Annotated in this window: 11 protein-coding genes; 9 read left to right on the forward strand and 2 right to left on the reverse strand. The window is 73.3% G+C overall.

Going from position 1 to position 14,875, the window contains the following annotated elements; all coding sequences use genetic code 11:
- Positions 1-115 precede the first annotated feature (115 nt).
- Positions 116-1,906, reverse strand: coding sequence for a dolichyl-phosphate-mannose--protein mannosyltransferase (locus ACWDBE_RS29050; protein WP_449809508.1), 1,791 nt, complete (start codon positions 1,904-1,906; stop codon positions 116-118).
- A 97-nt stretch (positions 1,907-2,003) separates the two neighbouring features.
- Here ACWDBE_RS29050 and rsmI point away from each other — a divergent pair, with 97 nt between their 5' ends.
- The 7 genes from rsmI (at position 2,004) to ACWDBE_RS29085 (ending at position 10,161) form a co-directional block, all read left to right on the forward strand.
- On the forward strand, positions 2,004-2,933 hold the full coding sequence (gene rsmI, locus ACWDBE_RS29055) for a 16S rRNA (cytidine(1402)-2'-O)-methyltransferase (protein WP_449809509.1): 930 nt from the start codon (positions 2,004-2,006) through the stop codon (positions 2,931-2,933).
- Positions 2,934-3,168: 235 nt separating this feature from the next.
- Positions 3,169-3,594 carry a hypothetical protein gene (locus tag ACWDBE_RS29060; RefSeq protein ID WP_449790401.1) on the forward strand — a complete coding sequence of 142 codons (426 nt, stop codon included), beginning with the start codon at positions 3,169-3,171 and terminating at the stop codon, positions 3,592-3,594.
- An 84-nt stretch (positions 3,595-3,678) separates the two neighbouring features.
- The gene (gene metG, locus ACWDBE_RS29065; RefSeq protein ID WP_449790402.1) at positions 3,679-5,301 is read left to right on the forward strand and encodes a methionine--tRNA ligase; all 1,623 of its coding nucleotides are present in this window, start codon (positions 3,679-3,681) and stop codon (positions 5,299-5,301) included.
- A 1-nt stretch (position 5,302) separates the two neighbouring features.
- Positions 5,303-6,181 (forward strand): TatD family hydrolase, encoded by an 879-nt coding sequence (locus tag ACWDBE_RS29070; protein WP_449790403.1) that lies wholly within the window; start codon positions 5,303-5,305, stop codon positions 6,179-6,181.
- Positions 6,182-6,283: 102 nt separating this feature from the next.
- Complete coding sequence (gene rsmA, locus ACWDBE_RS29075) at positions 6,284-7,192, forward strand: 16S rRNA (adenine(1518)-N(6)/adenine(1519)-N(6))-dimethyltransferase RsmA (RefSeq protein ID WP_449790404.1); 909 nt, start codon at positions 6,284-6,286, stop codon at positions 7,190-7,192.
- A complete protein-coding gene (locus tag ACWDBE_RS29080) occupies positions 7,189-8,106 on the forward strand; it encodes a 4-(cytidine 5'-diphospho)-2-C-methyl-D-erythritol kinase (RefSeq protein ID WP_449790405.1) in 918 nt (305 codons plus the stop codon). The genes rsmA and ACWDBE_RS29080 overlap by 4 nt, the downstream gene beginning before the upstream one ends.
- Before the next feature lie 228 nt (positions 8,107-8,334).
- Positions 8,335-10,161 (forward strand): ABC-F family ATP-binding cassette domain-containing protein, encoded by a 1,827-nt coding sequence (locus ACWDBE_RS29085; protein ID WP_449790406.1) that lies wholly within the window; start codon positions 8,335-8,337, stop codon positions 10,159-10,161.
- A 105-nt stretch (positions 10,162-10,266) separates the two neighbouring features.
- Here ACWDBE_RS29085 and ACWDBE_RS29090 read toward each other — a convergent pair whose 3' ends face one another.
- Positions 10,267-12,273, reverse strand: coding sequence for an FUSC family protein (locus ACWDBE_RS29090; protein WP_449809510.1), 2,007 nt, complete (start codon positions 12,271-12,273; stop codon positions 10,267-10,269).
- Between the two features lie 388 nt (positions 12,274-12,661).
- On the opposite strand from ACWDBE_RS29090, the gene ACWDBE_RS29095 reads away from it, so the two are divergent.
- Together ACWDBE_RS29095 and ACWDBE_RS29100 are read left to right on the forward strand one after the other, a co-directional pair.
- The gene (locus ACWDBE_RS29095; RefSeq protein WP_449809511.1) at positions 12,662-13,147 is read left to right on the forward strand and encodes a hypothetical protein; all 486 of its coding nucleotides are present in this window, start codon (positions 12,662-12,664) and stop codon (positions 13,145-13,147) included.
- Complete coding sequence (locus tag ACWDBE_RS29100; RefSeq protein WP_449809512.1) at positions 13,098-14,849, forward strand: WXG100 family type VII secretion target; 1,752 nt, start codon at positions 13,098-13,100, stop codon at positions 14,847-14,849. Before ACWDBE_RS29095 ends, ACWDBE_RS29100 begins: the two co-directional genes overlap by 50 nt.
- Positions 14,850-14,875 lie beyond the last annotated feature (26 nt).

Consider the following 14,875-nt stretch of genomic DNA (forward strand, 5'->3'; position numbering starts at 1 on the left):
TAGGCAGCGCGGATCGGTGCGCCGGCGAATCGCCCGGCACTTGTGACGGATCTGGTACGTGCCGTACACCGCATACGGACGATTCGTGGGAACCCGGTGCGCGCCGGGCCAGCGGTCAGATCCAGCTGTTGAACCACATCCGGCGGCGCCAGTCCTCCAGCGGGATGGTCTGCCCGGTGAACAGCGGGAAGAAGAAGAGGAAGTTCCAGACGATCAGCAGGATCAGCAGGCCGGCCGCGGTGGAACCGATGATCCGGCGGTCCCGGGAGGCGCCGGCGGGGCCGATCAGGGCGCCGATCAGCATCGTCACCGCGAGCACCAGGAACGGGACGAAGACCACCGCGTAGAAGAGGAAGATCGTCCGCTGCTGGTAGGCGAACCAGGGCAGGTAGCCGGCGGCCAGGCCGCAGAGCAGCGCGCCGGCCCGCCAGTCCCGCCGGGCCGCCCAGCGCCACAGGCAGTAGGCCAGCGCCACGACGCCCGTCCACCACAGCAGCGGGGTGCCGATGCCCAGCACCTCGCGGGCGCAGTCGGCGGCGGTGCAGCCGGCCTGGCCGTACTTGGGGGACTCGTAGAAGAAGGACACCGGTCGGCCCAGCACCAGCCAGGACCAGGGGTTGGACTGGTAGGTGTGCGGGTCGCTCAGGCCGACGTGGAAGTCGTAGACCGTCGAGTGGTAGTGCCACAGTGCGCGCAGGGCCTCGGGTATCCACGGGAAGTCGGTGGAGCGGCCGACCGCCCAGTCACGGCCCCAGCCGCCCTGGCCGGGGGCGGTGCTGCTGGCGAACCAGCCCCACCAGGAGGCGATGTAGACGGCGACCGAGACCACGACGACCGACACGAAGGCCGGCACCACGTCCCGGGCGAGCACCGCCACGAAGGGGCGCGGGGCGCCGGCCAGGCGGCGGGCGCCGACGTCCCAGAGCACGGTCAGCAGGCCGAAGGCGGCCGCGACGTACAGGCCGCTCCACTTGGTGGCGCAGGTCAGGCCGACGCAGACGCCGGCCGCGATCCGGTACGGGCGCCAGCCCAGGTTCAGCCGCTGGGCGAGCTCGGCGTTCTCGACCCCGCCCAGCCTCGCGGCCAGCAGCGCCCGGGTGCGGTCGCGGTCCAGCAGCAGGAAGCCGAAGGCGGCGAGGGTCCAGAACATCACCACCAGGTCGAGCAGGGCGGCCCGGCTGAGCACCAGGTGCAGGCCGTCCACCGAGAGCAGCAGGCCCGCCACGCAGCCCAGCAGCGTGGAGCGGAACATCCGGCGGGCGATCCGGGCCACCATCAGCACCGAGAGGGTGCCGAGCAGGGCCACCGCGAACCGCCACCCGAAGGGGTTCATGCCGAACAGCTGCTCACCCACGCCGATGATCCACTTGCCCACCGGCGGGTGCACCACGTACGAGGGCGTCGCCCGGTACGGGACGGCAGCGCCGGGTGTCATGATCGTGGTGTTGGCGTCCTCCGGCCAGCTGATCTCGTAGCCGCCGTGCCAGAGCGCGTAGGCGTCCTTCGCGTAGTACGTCTCGTCGAAGATGATCGCGTGCGGCTGCCCGAGGTTCGTGAACCGCAGCAGGCCGGCGAACACCGCCACCGCGATCGGCCCGAGCCAGCCCGCCCAGCGGCAGAGGAAGACCCACAGGCCCTGCGGCAGCGAGACGCCCATCCGCAGCAGCAGCGGCGACTGGGGCACGTCCCCGGGCGTCACCCGCGGGCCGTCCGGCATCGGCGGCACCAGGCGCTCGGCGAGCGGCGCGGCGGGGCGGGCGGTGTAGCCGTACCGGGCCAGGCGCTCGCGCCAGCCGGCGGGTCCGTCCTGCGGTGGACGGGGGGACGGCAGGCCGACGCCGCCGTACGCGGAGTGGTCCGTACCAGTGGGCGTCTGCGCCGCCGTGTCGCCGTTCATCCGCCACATCGTAGGGGCGCTCTTCGCACGCGTGTCCGCTCCCTCGGAAGCTGACCGAATCGTCACCAAAAGCCCCGGGCGCGCGGCAGCTGCGAGGATGGGGACCGTGACAGGAGTACTCGTTCTCGCAGGCACCCCCATCGGCGACGTCTCGGACGCCCCGCCCCGACTGGTCGACGAACTGGCCACGGCGGACGTGATCGCGGCCGAGGACACCCGCCGGCTGCGCCGGCTCACCCAGGCACTCGGGGTGACCCCGGCCGGGCGGGTGGTCTCCTACTTCGAGGGCAACGAGGTCGGCCGCACCCCCGAACTGGTCGAGGCACTGCTCGGCGGCGCCCGGGTGCTGCTGGTCACCGACGCCGGCATGCCCTCCGTCTCCGACCCCGGCTACCGGCTGGTCGCCGCCGCGGTGGCCGCCGACGTCAAGGTCACCGCGGTGCCCGGGCCCTCGGCGGTGCTCACCGCGCTCGCGCTGTCCGGCCTGCCGGTGGACCGCTTCACCTTCGAGGGCTTCCTGCCGCGCAAGAGCGGCGACCGGGCCCGGCAGCTCGCCTCGATCGCCGCCGAGCCGCGCACCATGGTCTTCTTCGAGGCGCCGCACCGGATCGCCGAGGCGCTGACGGCGATGGCCGAGGCGTTCGGGCCGCAGCGGCCGGCCGCCGTCTGCCGCGAGCTCACCAAGACCTACGAGGAGGTCAAGCGCGGGCCGATCGGCGAGCTGGCCGCCTGGGCCGCCGACGGCGTCAAGGGCGAGATCACCGTCGTGGTCGCCGGCGCCCCGCCGGCCGCGCCCCAGGAGCTGACCCCGGCCGAGCTGGCCCGGCTGGTGGCCGTCCGCGAGGAGGCCGGGGAGCGCCGCAAGGAGGCCATCGCGGCCGTCGCGGTGGAGCTCTCGCTGCCCAAGCGGGAGGTCTTCGACGCGGTCGTGGCGGCGAAGAAGGAGGGCCTGGAGAACGCCCCCGGAAAGGCGCCGGGAAAGTCCCCGGGAAAGTCCCCGGGAAAGTCCCCGGGAGGGGCTCCGGGAAAGGAGTGAACACCGGGGGTTGCGTTGCTCACGGGGAGTCGTACGGTGGAGAGAAGGCCCCGGTAAACACCCGCTGAGCTGAAGCTTCGGTCGCGGTTCCCGGTCTCGGGGAGGCCCTTCGTATAGGGCTCCCCAACCCGCATCCAAGTCTTCACAAGTGGGGCGTCGGCCGAGGCGGTCCGGGCATTCCCTGGAAAGGAAAGACCCAGCCGGACGAGCGTCCGGCGGGCGCTGGGAGACGGCCATGAGCGATGTTGTCGGTAGCCCCCGCAGTGGCAGCGCACTGAGCACGGCCGGTCTGGCCGGCCGGCCGCACACTCCCGTCGAGACCGTACGGGAGGCCTACTCCTTCGCGTGCCTGCGCTGCGGGTACGGCTGGGAGCAGGCGTACGACATCGAGCACCACGTGGCCAGGGACGGCCACGTCGTGTTCGAGTACCACGCCAACGGCGTCCGGGTGCCGTCCCCGCTGCTCAAGCCGACCTGCCCGGGGTGCGGCGGCCACACCGTGCGGATCATGCGCGAGGGCCGGGTCGCCTCCGCCGACCAGCCCTGGCAGCACGCCCCCGGCTACCCGGCGCACGCCGAGCCGGCCGGGACGCCCCCGGTGGCCGAGCCCGTCCGGCCGCGCGGACGCTGGGCCCGGTTCTGGTCGCGGCTCCTGGGCTGACACCGGGGTGACGGGACGGTCCGCCCCCGGCCGGGGAACAACTCGGTCGAGGGCGGTCCGCGCGCCCGACTAAGCTTTCCGACCATGGCGGCCACTGCAGACCACAGCACCACCGGGGCGAACGCCCCGGCGTACTACGTTTCCACCCCCATCTACTACGTCAACGATCGCCCCCACCTGGGCCACGCGTACACCACCGTGGCGGGCGACGTCCTCACCCGCTGGCACCGCCAGCGCGGCGAGAAGGTGTGGTACCTGACCGGGACCGACGAGCACGGTCAGAAGATCATGCGGACCGCCGAGGCGAACGGCGTCAGCCCGCAGGAGTGGTGCGACAAGCTGGTCGAAGAGGCCTGGAAGCCGCTCTGGGAGCACCTGGAGATCGCCAACGACGACTTCATCCGCACCACCGAGGAGCGGCACACCGCCCGGGTGCAGGAGTTCGTCCAGGACCTGTACGACAAGGGCGAGATCTACAAGGGCGGCTACTCCGGCCCGTACTGCGTCGGCTGCGAGGAGTTCAAGCTCCCGTCCGAGCTGCTCGACGGCGCGACCGCGGACGAGAAGCTCTGCTCCGTGCACAAGCGGCCGGTCGAGTGGCTGGAGGAGGAGAACTACTTCTTCCGCCTCTCCGCCTACGGCCCGCAGCTGCTGGAGTTCTACGCGGCGAACCCGGACTTCATCCAGCCCGCCTCGGCCCGCAACGAGGTGCTGCGCTTCGTCGAGCAGGACCTCAAGGACCTCTCGATCTCCCGCTCCACCTTCGACTGGGGCGTGCCGCTGCCCTGGGACGAGAAGCACGTCCTCTACGTGTGGGTGGACGCGCTGCAGAACTACATCACCGCGGCCGGCTACGGCAGCGACCCGGAGCGCTTCGCCGAACTGTGGCCCGCCTCGGTCCACCTGGTCGGCAAGGACATCCTCCGCTTCCACGCCGTCATCTGGCCCGCCATGCTGATGGCCGCCGGGCTGCCGCTGCCCAAGCGGGTCGTGGCCAACGGCTGGCTGATGGTCGGCGGCGAGAAGATGTCCAAGTCCAACCTGACCGGCATCGCGCCCACCGACCTGACCTCGCACTTCGGCGTGGACGCGTACCGGTACTACTTCCTCCGGGCGATCCCGTTCGGCACCGACGGCTCGTTCTCCTGGGAGGACTTCACCGCCCGGTACACCTCCGAGCTGGCCAACGACTTCGGCAACCTGGCCTCCCGGGTCGCCGCGATGGTCGGCAAGTACTTCGACGGGGTGCTGCCGGAGGCCACCGCGGCCGGCGACGCCGAGCAGGCCGTCGCGGACGGGCTGACCAGGGCCGCCGAGACGGCCGACCGGAAGATCGGCGAGGAGCTGGACTTCGCCGGCGGCATCGCGGCGATCTTCGAGTTCGTCAAGCAGGTCAACGGCTACCTCACCGAGCAGGAGCCCTGGAAGGTCGCCAAGGACGACTCGGCCGAGGGCCGGGCCCGCCTGGCCACCATCCTCTACACCGCCGCCGAGTCGCTGCGCGCCACCGCCGTGCTGCTCAACCCGGTGATGCCGTCCACCGCAGAGAAGCTGTGGGTCTCGCTGGGCGCCGAGGCCGCCGGGCTCGGCGCGCTCTCCGCCCAGACCGTCGCCACCGTGGCCGACTGGGGCCGACTGCCCGCCGGTGCCACCGTCACCAAGGGCGAGATCCTCTTCCCGCGCCTCGAAGAGAAGCCGACCGCCTGACATGGCCGCCAAGGACGACGCCCGGTCGACCCCGCCGCCACTGCCGGAACCCCTGGCCGTGGCGGTGGCCGACTCGCACACCCACCTCGACATGCAGTCCGGCACCCCGGCCGAGGGCCTCGCGAAGGCCGCCTCGGTCGGGGTCACCACGGTGGTCCAGGTGGGCTGCGACGTGCCCGGCTCGCGCTGGGCCGCCGAACTGGCGGCGCAGTACGAGCAGGTGCACGCGGCCGTCGCCCTGCACCCGAACGAGGCGCCGAGGATCTTCCTCGGCGACGCGGACGGATGGTCCGGGCAGCAGCGGCTCGCGGGCGGTCGGGCGGCGCTCGACGAGGCGCTCGCCGAGATCGACCGGCTCGCCGCGCTGCCGCAGGTGCTGGCGGTCGGCGAGACCGGCCTGGACTACTTCCGCACCGGGCCGGAGGGCGTCGAGATCCAGAAGGAGTCGTTCCGCCGCCACATCGAGATGGCCAAGCGGCACGGCAAGGCCCTGGTCATCCACGACCGGGACGCCCACGAGGACGTCATCGCCGTCCTGCTGGAGGAGGGCGCCCCGGAGCGGACCGTCTTCCACTGCTACTCCGGCGACGCCGAGATGGCGAAGACCTGCGCCGAGCACGGCTGGTACCTCTCCTTCGCCGGCCCCGTCACCTTCAAGGCCAACCAGCCGCTGCGCGACGCCCTGCTCGCCACCCCGCTGGACCGGATCCTGGTCGAGACCGACGCCCCGTTCCTCACCCCGCACCCCTACCGCGGCCGCCCGAACGCCCCGTACCTGATCCCGGTCACGGTGCGCTCGATGGCCGCCACCCTGGGCCTGGCCGAGGACGAGCTGTCCGCGGCCATCGCGGAGAACACGGCGCGGGCCTTCGGGTACTGAGCCGGGGGGAACGGGCGCCGCGCCTCGGTGCCGTTCCCGGCCGAGATCGACCTCGCCGAGGCCGTCGACCTCCGAGGGCCCCGGCGCCCGTATCCTTGGCGCGTGAGCAGCACCGACCCCACCCCTGACAGCCGCCCCCAGCCTCCGGCCGGGGGGACCCCCCTGCTGGGCAGCGCCGACATCCGGGAGCTGGCGGCCGCGTTCGGCGTGAAGCCGACCAAGCAGCGCGGGCAGAACTTCGTCATCGACGGCAACACCGTGCGGCGGATCGTCCGGGCCGCCGAGGTGACGGAGCAGGACGCGGTCGTGGAGGTCGGGCCCGGGCTCGGCTCGCTCACGCTGGCGCTGCTCGAGGTGGCGCGGCACGTCACCGCGGTCGAGATCGACCCGGTGCTGGCGCAGCACCTGCCGGACACCGTCGCGGCCCGGATGCCCGGCAAGGCGGACGCCTTCGACCTGGTGTTCAGCGACGCCATGGAGGTCACCGAACTGCCCGGGCCGGCGCCCACCGCGCTGGTCGCCAACCTCCCGTACAACGTCGCGGTGCCCGTCCTGCTGCACATGCTGGCGACCTTCCCCAGCATCGAGCGGACCCTGGTGATGGTGCAGAGCGAGGTCGCCGACCGGCTCGCCGCCAAGCCGGGCAACAAGGTGTACGGCGTCCCGTCGGTCAAGGCCAACTGGTACGCCGACGTGAAGCGGGCCGGCGCCATCGGGCGGAACGTCTTCTGGCCCGCCCCCAACGTCGACTCCGGGCTGGTCTCACTGATCCGCCGCGAGCCGCCGAAGACCAGCGCCAGCCGCGAGGAGGTGTTCGCGGTGGTCGACGCCGCGTTCGCCCAGCGACGCAAGACCCTGCGCGCCGCACTGGCCGGCTGGGCCGGCTCCGCCGCCCGGGCCGAGCAGGCGCTCGCGGCCGCCGGGATCGACCACAAGCTGCGCGGCGAGATGCTGACGGTGGAGCAGTTCGCCGCGATCGCCGAACACAAGCCCGCCGAGGACGCCGCGTGATCACCGTACGGGTACCGGCCAAGGTCAACGTCCAGCTGGGGGTCGGCGGGCTGCGCGCCGACGGCTTCCACGACCTGGCCAACGTCTTCTTCGCCGTCGCCCTCGGGGACGAGGTCACGGCCGCTCCGGGGGAGGGCGTGACGCTGAGCTGCTCCGGCCCGGACGCCGCCGTCGTCCCGCTGGACGACAGCAACCTCGCCGCCCGCGCCGCCCGGCTGCTCGCCGCCCACCACGGCATCGCCGACCCCGGCGTGCACCTGCACATCGCCAAGGCCATCCCGGTCGCCGGCGGCATGGCCGGCGGCAGCGCCGACGGCGCGGCGGCACTGGTCGCCTGCGACGCGCTCTGGCAGCTGGACACCCCGCTGCCGGTGCTGCTGGAGCTGGCCGCCGAACTCGGCTCCGACGTGCCCTTCGCCCTGCTCGGCGGCGTCGCACTCGGCCGCGGCCGGGGCGAGATCCTGGAGCCGCTGGCCGTCGAGGGCACCTTCCACTGGGTCTTCGCGGTCGCCGAGGGCGGCCTGTCCACCCCCGCCGTGTTCCGCGAGTGCGACCGGCTGCGCGAGGAGGCCGGCACCGGCTCCAGCGACACCGACGTCCCCACCCCGGACGCCGACCCGGCACTGCTCGCCGCGCTCGCCGAGGGCGACACCGTCGCCCTGGCCGCCGCGCTCGCCAACGATCTCCAGCCCGCCGCGCTCTCGCTGCGCCCCGCGCTCGCCGCCACCCTGCGGGCCGGCACCGAGGCGGGCGCGCTCGGGGCGATCGTCTCCGGCTCCGGGCCGACCTGCGCGTTCCTGGCCAAGGACGCCGAGGCCGCCGCCGCGGTGGCCTCGGCGCTGCGGGCCTCCGGCACCTGCCGGGCGGCGCACGCCACGCACGGGCCGGTGCCGGGCGCGTCCCTGGTGGGCTGAGGACGGCTCGTGGCGGGGGCGGGGCCGGTTCGTGGCGGGCGGCGCCTGGTGGCCGGGTCGGTGGACGGGGTCGTGGCGGGGGCGGGGTCGGCTCGTGGCGGGATGACGCGGTGAAGGCGCTCCGGCGGGCCCATTAGGCTGGGGAGATCGGGGTGTCCCCGACAAGGGGAGCGCGACCGCCGAGCGGCGGGCCGCCCCGCGACCGCCGAACCCAGGAGCGCAGCACACGTGGCCGTCAACCTCGCCACCATCGAGTCCGTCACGAAGGTCTACGGCACCCGCACCCTGCTGGACGCGGTCAGCCTGGGCGTCAGCGAGGGCGACCGGATCGGCGTCGTCGGCCGCAACGGCGACGGCAAGACCACCCTGATCCGGATGCTCGCCAAGCTGGAGGAGCCCGACGGCGGCCGGATCACCCACTCCGGCGGACTCCAGATGGCCGTCCTCACCCAGCACGACTCGCTGGACCCCCAGGCCACCATCCGGCACGAGGTGATCGCCGACCGGGCCGACCACGAGTGGCTCGGCGACGCCCGGATCCGCGACATCATCGAGGGCCTCTTCGGCGGCCTCGACCTGCCCGGCTTCGCCGACGGCCTGGACACCGTCATCGGCCCGCTCTCCGGCGGCGAGCGCCGCCGGATCGCCCTCGCCAAGCTGCTGCTCGGCTCGCCCGACCTGATCGTCCTCGACGAGCCCACCAACCACCTCGACGTCGAGGGCATCAACTGGCTCGCCGAGCACCTCCAGAAGCGCCGCTCCGCGCTGGTCTGCGTCACCCACGACCGCTGGTTCCTCGACCAGGTCTGCACCCGGATGTGGGACGTCCAGCACGGCGAGGTGCACGAGTACGAAGGCGGCTACTCCGACTACGTCTTCGCCCGCGCCGAGCGCTCCCGGATCGAGGCCGTCGAGGAGCAGAAGCGCCAGAACATGGCCCGCAAGGAGCTGGCCTGGCTGCGCCGCGGCGCCCCCGCCCGTACCTCCAAGCCGCGCTACCGGATCGAGGCCGCCAACGCCCTGATCGCGGACGTGCCGGAGCCGCGCGACAAGTCCGAGCTGATGAAGTTCGCCAACGCGCGGCTCGGGAAGACGGTCTTCGACCTGGAGGGCGTGACCGTCAAGGCCGGCCCGAAGCTGCTGCTGGAGAACATCACCTGGCAGCTCGGCCCCGGCGACCGGATCGGCCTGCTCGGCGTCAACGGCGCCGGCAAGACCTCGCTGCTGCGCGCGCTGCGCGACGCGTACGCGAGCGAGGGCGACGTCCAGCCGGCGTCCGGCGTCATCAAGGTCGGCAAGACGGTCCGACTGGCGTACCTGTCGCAGGAGGTCGCCGAGCTGGACCCGGCGACCCGGGTGCTCCAGGCCGTCGAGCAGATCCGCTCGCGGGTCGACCTCGGCAAGGGCCGGGAGATGAGCGCCGGCCAGCTGTGCGAGCAGTTCGGCTTCGGCAAGGACAAGCAGTGGACGCCGGTCGGCGACCTGTCCGGTGGCGAGCGGCGCCGGCTCCAGCTGCTGCGGCTGCTGATGGACGAGCCCAACGTGCTCTTCCTGGACGAGCCCACCAACGACCTGGACATCGAGACGCTCAACCAGCTGGAGGACCTGCTCGACGGCTGGCCTGGCTCGATGATCGTCATCAGCCACGACCGCTTCTTCATCGAGCGCACCACGGACACCGTCCACGCGCTGCTCGGCGACAAGAAGATGCGGATGCTGCCGAACGGCGTCGACGAGTACCTGGAGCGCCGGGCCCGGATGGCCGCCGCGGCTCAGGCCGCGGCTCCCTCCGCCGCCGCGGCCGCGCCGGCCGACACCACCGCCGCCGCGGCCGGGCTCTCCGGCGGGGACCTGCGGGCGGCGAAGAAGGAGATGCAGAAGCTGGAGCGGCAGATCGCCAAGCTGGACGAGAAGGAGTCCAAGCTGCACGCCCAACTCGCCGAGCACGCCGCCGACTTCTCCAAGGTCGCGGAGCTGGACACGCAGCTGCGCGCGGTGCGGGAGGAGAAGGAGGAGCTGGAGATGAGCTGGCTGGAGCTGGCCGAGCAGGTCTGATCGCGGTCACCCGGCTCTGATCGGGGTCGCCTGGGTCCGATCGAGGTCGCCCCGCTCTGATCGGGGTCGCCTGGCTCTGTCGGGGTCACCCCGCTCCGATCGGAGTCACCCGGCGGGCCGGTTGCCCAGGAGCGTCTCCAGCTCCTGGGCCGCACGGCCCAGTGCGCTGCGCGTCGGGTCGTGCGGGGCGGCCGGACGGTCCGTCGGGGCCGGCGGGGCCGTCGGTGGGCGGTGCGCCCGGGCGGCGGCGGTCAGTTCGTCCAGCGCGGTCCGCACCCGGTCGACCTCGGACGGGTCCGGCACCCGGCCGCCGTACCGGATCTGCGCGGCGAAGGCCGCCACCGCGCCGCCCAGCCGCTCCAGCGCCGCCGTCGCCGGCAGCCACCGCTCGGCCAGCCGGCCGGTGGGCGGCGGCTCGGCCAGGCCCTGCCGCACCTCGCGGCGGGCGTCCGCCAGTGACCGGTAGGCCGTGCGGCGCAGCCACACCTGGGCGTTGCCGGCGTGGGTGCTGCCGTTCCGGAGAGTGGTGTCGAGGACGGCCGCGTCGAGGACGACGGCGTCGAGGTAGGCCCGCAGCGCGGTCGTGGCCTCGACCAGCCGGGGCTCGATCCGGTGGCGCGGCCGCTCCGGCCACAGCAGGTAGCCGAAGAGCAGGACGATCGCGCTCGCCAGCACGGTGTCCAGGACCCGGGGCCAGAACTCGGCGGCGCTGCTCTGCCCGCCGAGCTGGAGCAGGACCAGCGCCATCGGCGTCATCACCACGGTGTTCAGCCCGTAGTGCGCCGCCGTGGCGTACGGGAGCAGGGCCACGCAGCCGGCCGCCATCGCCGTCAACGCCCACTCGTCGGTGGTGACCATCAGCAGCGCCGCGGTCACGGCCACCCCGAGCACCGTGCCCACCGAGCGACTCACCGCGCGCAGGAACACCGAGCCGAGGTCCGGCTTGAGCACGAAGGCGATCGTCATCGGCACCCAGTAGCTCTTGCTGAGCGGGAAGTTGGCGGTGACCGCCGAGCCGACCGCGATGCACAGCGCGACCCGCAGGCCGTACCGGACCGAGCCCCGGGACAGCAGCCGCGCCCGCAGCCGCCAGGGGTCCGGCGGAGGCGCGGGGGCGGTGCCGATCCGGGTGTCGCGACCGGCCACGGTGTCGGCGGCGGCACGCAGGGCCACGTCCAGGGCCTGCCGGGAGGGGGTGTCGGGCCGCCAGTCGGGCACGGCGACCTCGCCGCCGCCCTGCCGCACCGCGGCGGCCAGCCGGGCCGGCACCTCGGCCACCTCCGGCGGGACGGGGCGGCGCGCCCACAGCAGACCGGTCGCGGCCTCGGTGGCGGCGAGGGCGGCCTCGTACATCCGGCGGCGGCGCTCCTGGCGGTCCCGGTGGTCCCGGCCGCTCCGGCGGCCGGTGTTGCTCGTGCGACTGGTGCGGTTCGTGCGACTCGTGCCGAGCAGGTCCTGGAGCTGGTTCAGGCGGGCCGTCAGCACCTGGCGCGAGGCCGCCGCCCGTGGGCCGCCCAGGTCGGCGAGGGTACGGCCGAGCGCCTCGTACGCGGCGGCCAGCGCCCGGTTGCACGGATCCCCGGCAGGCCGGTTCGGCGCCGCCGAGGGCAGCAGCCCGAGCAGCACCACGAACGCGGCCCCGACCAGCATCATCGGCGGCGCCGCCCACCACGGCCGCGGCAGCGGCATCCCACTGCCCAGCGCGGCCGACACCAGCAGCAGCATCCCGGCCGCCGAACCGCGCGGACCCGTCGCGCTCAACGCGCCGGAGGCGAAGGCGGTCAGCGTCAGCGCGACCCCCAGGCCCACGCCGGCCGCGCCGGTGTGCTGGAGGGCGGTGCCGATCAGCATGCCGAGCGCGGAGGCGAGCACCGCCGTCCCGATCCGGGTGGCCCGCAACCCGCCCGGCTCGACCCGGTCGTTCATCGTCGCGTGCATCGCCCCGAGCCCGGCGAACACCCCCAGATCCAGCCGGTGCGCCACCAGCCCCACCGCCAACGGCAGCGCCATCCCCACCGCCGCCCGCACCATCAGCGCCACCGGCAGCGGCGGCCGCGCGGGCCGCGCGGCACGGGCCCACCAGGGGGAAGGGGAGGCGTCGGAGGAGCTCACGCGGTCACGTCCGTTCTGCGGCCTTGGGTCGCTGCTGTGCGACATTGCGCGGCAGATGGGGCGTACCGGGTCAGTCTACCCAGGGCTGCCGCGGCGCCTCGTACGTGTCAAGTTCGTACCGATCGCGTACGGGCGGGCCAAGGGCCCTGCCGGTCCGACAGGGGGGGTGACTACGATGACGGAGGAGTAGCCCGTCCACAGGGCGGTCGGCGTGCCGACCAGGACGGCGCGAACCAGAAGTTGACGGTGTGTTGCGGCACGCGGCCGCCCGGGACGCCCGGGCGCGGCCGGCCGTATGGGGGAGAGGTGAACTGCTGTGGCAGGAGCTAACGGGGACGGGTCGGGGACGCCTGCACCGGCGAACCCTTCGGGGGACGCGACGCCGTTCATGCTGGACCAGAAGATCACGTTGCCTTGGGGCGGTGGGATCAACCTCGCGCCCATCGTCAGCACGGTGCAGACCAACGTCAGCGCCGGCGACCTGGTGGCGGCCTTCGGCAAGCAGGACGTCAAGGTCGAGCTCGACACGCTCACGACGTTCGCGGGGAAGGTCGAGGCACTGCTCGCCGCGATGGAGGGCTCGCCCGCGGCGCCGTACAAGCTCCAGGAGCAGAAGCTGACGGGCAAGAGCTTCGCGAGCGCGGAGTTCGCCGAGGCGACGGCCCTGACCAGCGCCTACGAGAAGGTGCATGCCCAGCTCGTCCAGCTGCACAAGGACCTCGCGTCGCAGATCCAGGCGATGCAGACGGCGGTTTCGCGGACGGCGAGCGTCTACGGGACCAACGAGGACCACACGACGGCCGCGCAGAACGCCGTCGCGAGGGATGCGGGCGTCGGCAGGTCGGCGCCGGGTTCGAGCGGCAGCAACTACTGATGGCGGCCTGGGGAGAGACCTACGGGGAGACGGGGAGCAAGTAGTGTCAGGCAGCACGAACTTCGAAGGCATGGAACACGCCCACCTGCGGAAGATGGTGGCCACCACGGATCCGGCGACGGTCCTCAGTCGCGGTACCCAACTGCAGTCGGCCGGCCGGGTGCTGAAGGAACTGAGTGCGGCGCTGAAGTCTCACGTCGGCAACGTCACCTGGGAAGGCCCGGCTGCCGAGAGCTTCAAGACCTGGGTGAACAACCTGCAGCAGTCGGCGCAGATCATCGGCGAACACGCCACGACCGCGGGCGACGCGATGCATCAGGCCGGTGAGGCGCTCAGCACCGCCAAGGTCGCCGTGCCGGAGCCTCCGAAGACGGAGATCCAGACGGTCGAGACGTACAACAAGCAGCCGAAGTCGGTCAAGGTTCCGCTGTACGTGATCGGTCAGACGCCCGACGAGTACATGAAGTCGGTTCCGCCCTACAACTGGGTGACCACCGCGGAGTACACGGCGGCCAAGGCGAAGGTCGACAAGGAGCACCAGGAAGCCGTTCTCCAGATGGAGAAGTTGGCGCAGGCGTACAGCGCGGCGACGACGACGCTGAACGGGATTCCTTCGGATGTGGTGCTGCCCGGGACGCCTGGCGACGGCACCGCCAAGGACGATTCGTCCGCCATTTCGGGCGGTAGCGGTGGCTCGGCAGGCTCCGGCGGCTACGTCCGCAACCCGCGTACGGGCGGCGGCAGTGTCGGCGGCGGGTCCAACCCGGGTGGCGGCGAAACCTACGGCGGCGGAAAAATCCTGCCCCGGGACCCCGGCTCCGGAGGTCCCGGCCCGTCCAACCCGGGCAACACCCCGCCCCCGCCGCACGGTGGCGGCGGCCAGGTGCCGCCCGCGCCGCAGGACCCGGGGACCTCGATCCCGCCGTACCACCCGTCGGACCCGGTGAACCGTCCGGGCACCGACCTCAACAGCCTGCCCCCATCGCCGACGCTGCCCACCCAGACCGGCCCGTACGGCCCCGGCGGCGGCCACCTGCCCACGGACGGACCGACCACCCTTCCCGGCTACCCGAACGGGCCGGGAGGTTCGAACAACGGGCCCGGTATCCCCGGCGGCGGCCCGGTCCCGGGCTTCCCCACCGGAACGGGCGGCGGTTCCGTCCCGGCCAAGGGTGGCGGCAGCGGCTTCGTCCCCAACAAGGGCGGCGGCCAGATCCCGGCGCGTACGACCCAGTTCGGCGGCGGCGCAGGGCAGGCGAAGGGCGGCAACCCGGGGCTGCCCAGCGGAACGGTCTTCGGCGCCCGTGAGGCGGGGGCCGGCGGCGGCCGGGTCGGTGGGGCGACCGGTATGGGCGGCGGCATGCATCCCGGCATGGGCGGCGCCCACGGTGGCGCTGTCGGCGCTGGCGGCGGCTCACGCGCCCGGGGCCTGTCCTCGACCACCGGTGGCACGGTCGGCGGCCGCAAGGGGCCGACGGCCGGAGGGGAGTTCACTCCGGGCGGTACCGGCCTGCGCAACCGCGCGGCGGGCGCTGCCGAAGGCGGGTCCCTGTCCAGGCAGAACGGCATGATGGCGCCCGGAACGGCGGGCCACGGAGGCCGGAACGAGCGCGACCGCCGCAAGCGGGCCGACTACCTGCACGAGGACGAGGAAACCTGGACGAGCGGTACCCCGCACAGCAACCCGGACGTGGTTGAGTAGGACGGCAACGACTGCCCGGCCACTGG

It is taken from the genome of Kitasatospora sp. NPDC001132 (assembly GCF_053598415.1).

Bases quoted from the DNA above. Each gene is read 5' to 3' on its own strand.
- ACWDBE_RS29050 (WP_449809508.1), bottom strand. From the start codon at position 1,906: ATGTGGCGGATGAACGGCGACACGGCGGCGCAGACGCCCACTGGTACG.
- ACWDBE_RS29060 (WP_449790401.1), top strand. From the start codon at position 3,169: ATGAGCGATGTTGTCGGTAGCCCCCGCAGTGGCAGCGCACTGAGCACG.
- metG (WP_449790402.1), top strand. From the start codon at position 3,679: ATGGCGGCCACTGCAGACCACAGCACCACCGGGGCGAACGCCCCGGCG.
- ACWDBE_RS29070 (WP_449790403.1), top strand. From the start codon at position 5,303: ATGGCCGCCAAGGACGACGCCCGGTCGACCCCGCCGCCACTGCCGGAA.
- ACWDBE_RS29095 (WP_449809511.1), top strand. From the start codon at position 12,662: ATGCTGGACCAGAAGATCACGTTGCCTTGGGGCGGTGGGATCAACCTC.
- ACWDBE_RS29100 (WP_449809512.1), top strand. From the start codon at position 13,098: ATGCGGGCGTCGGCAGGTCGGCGCCGGGTTCGAGCGGCAGCAACTACT.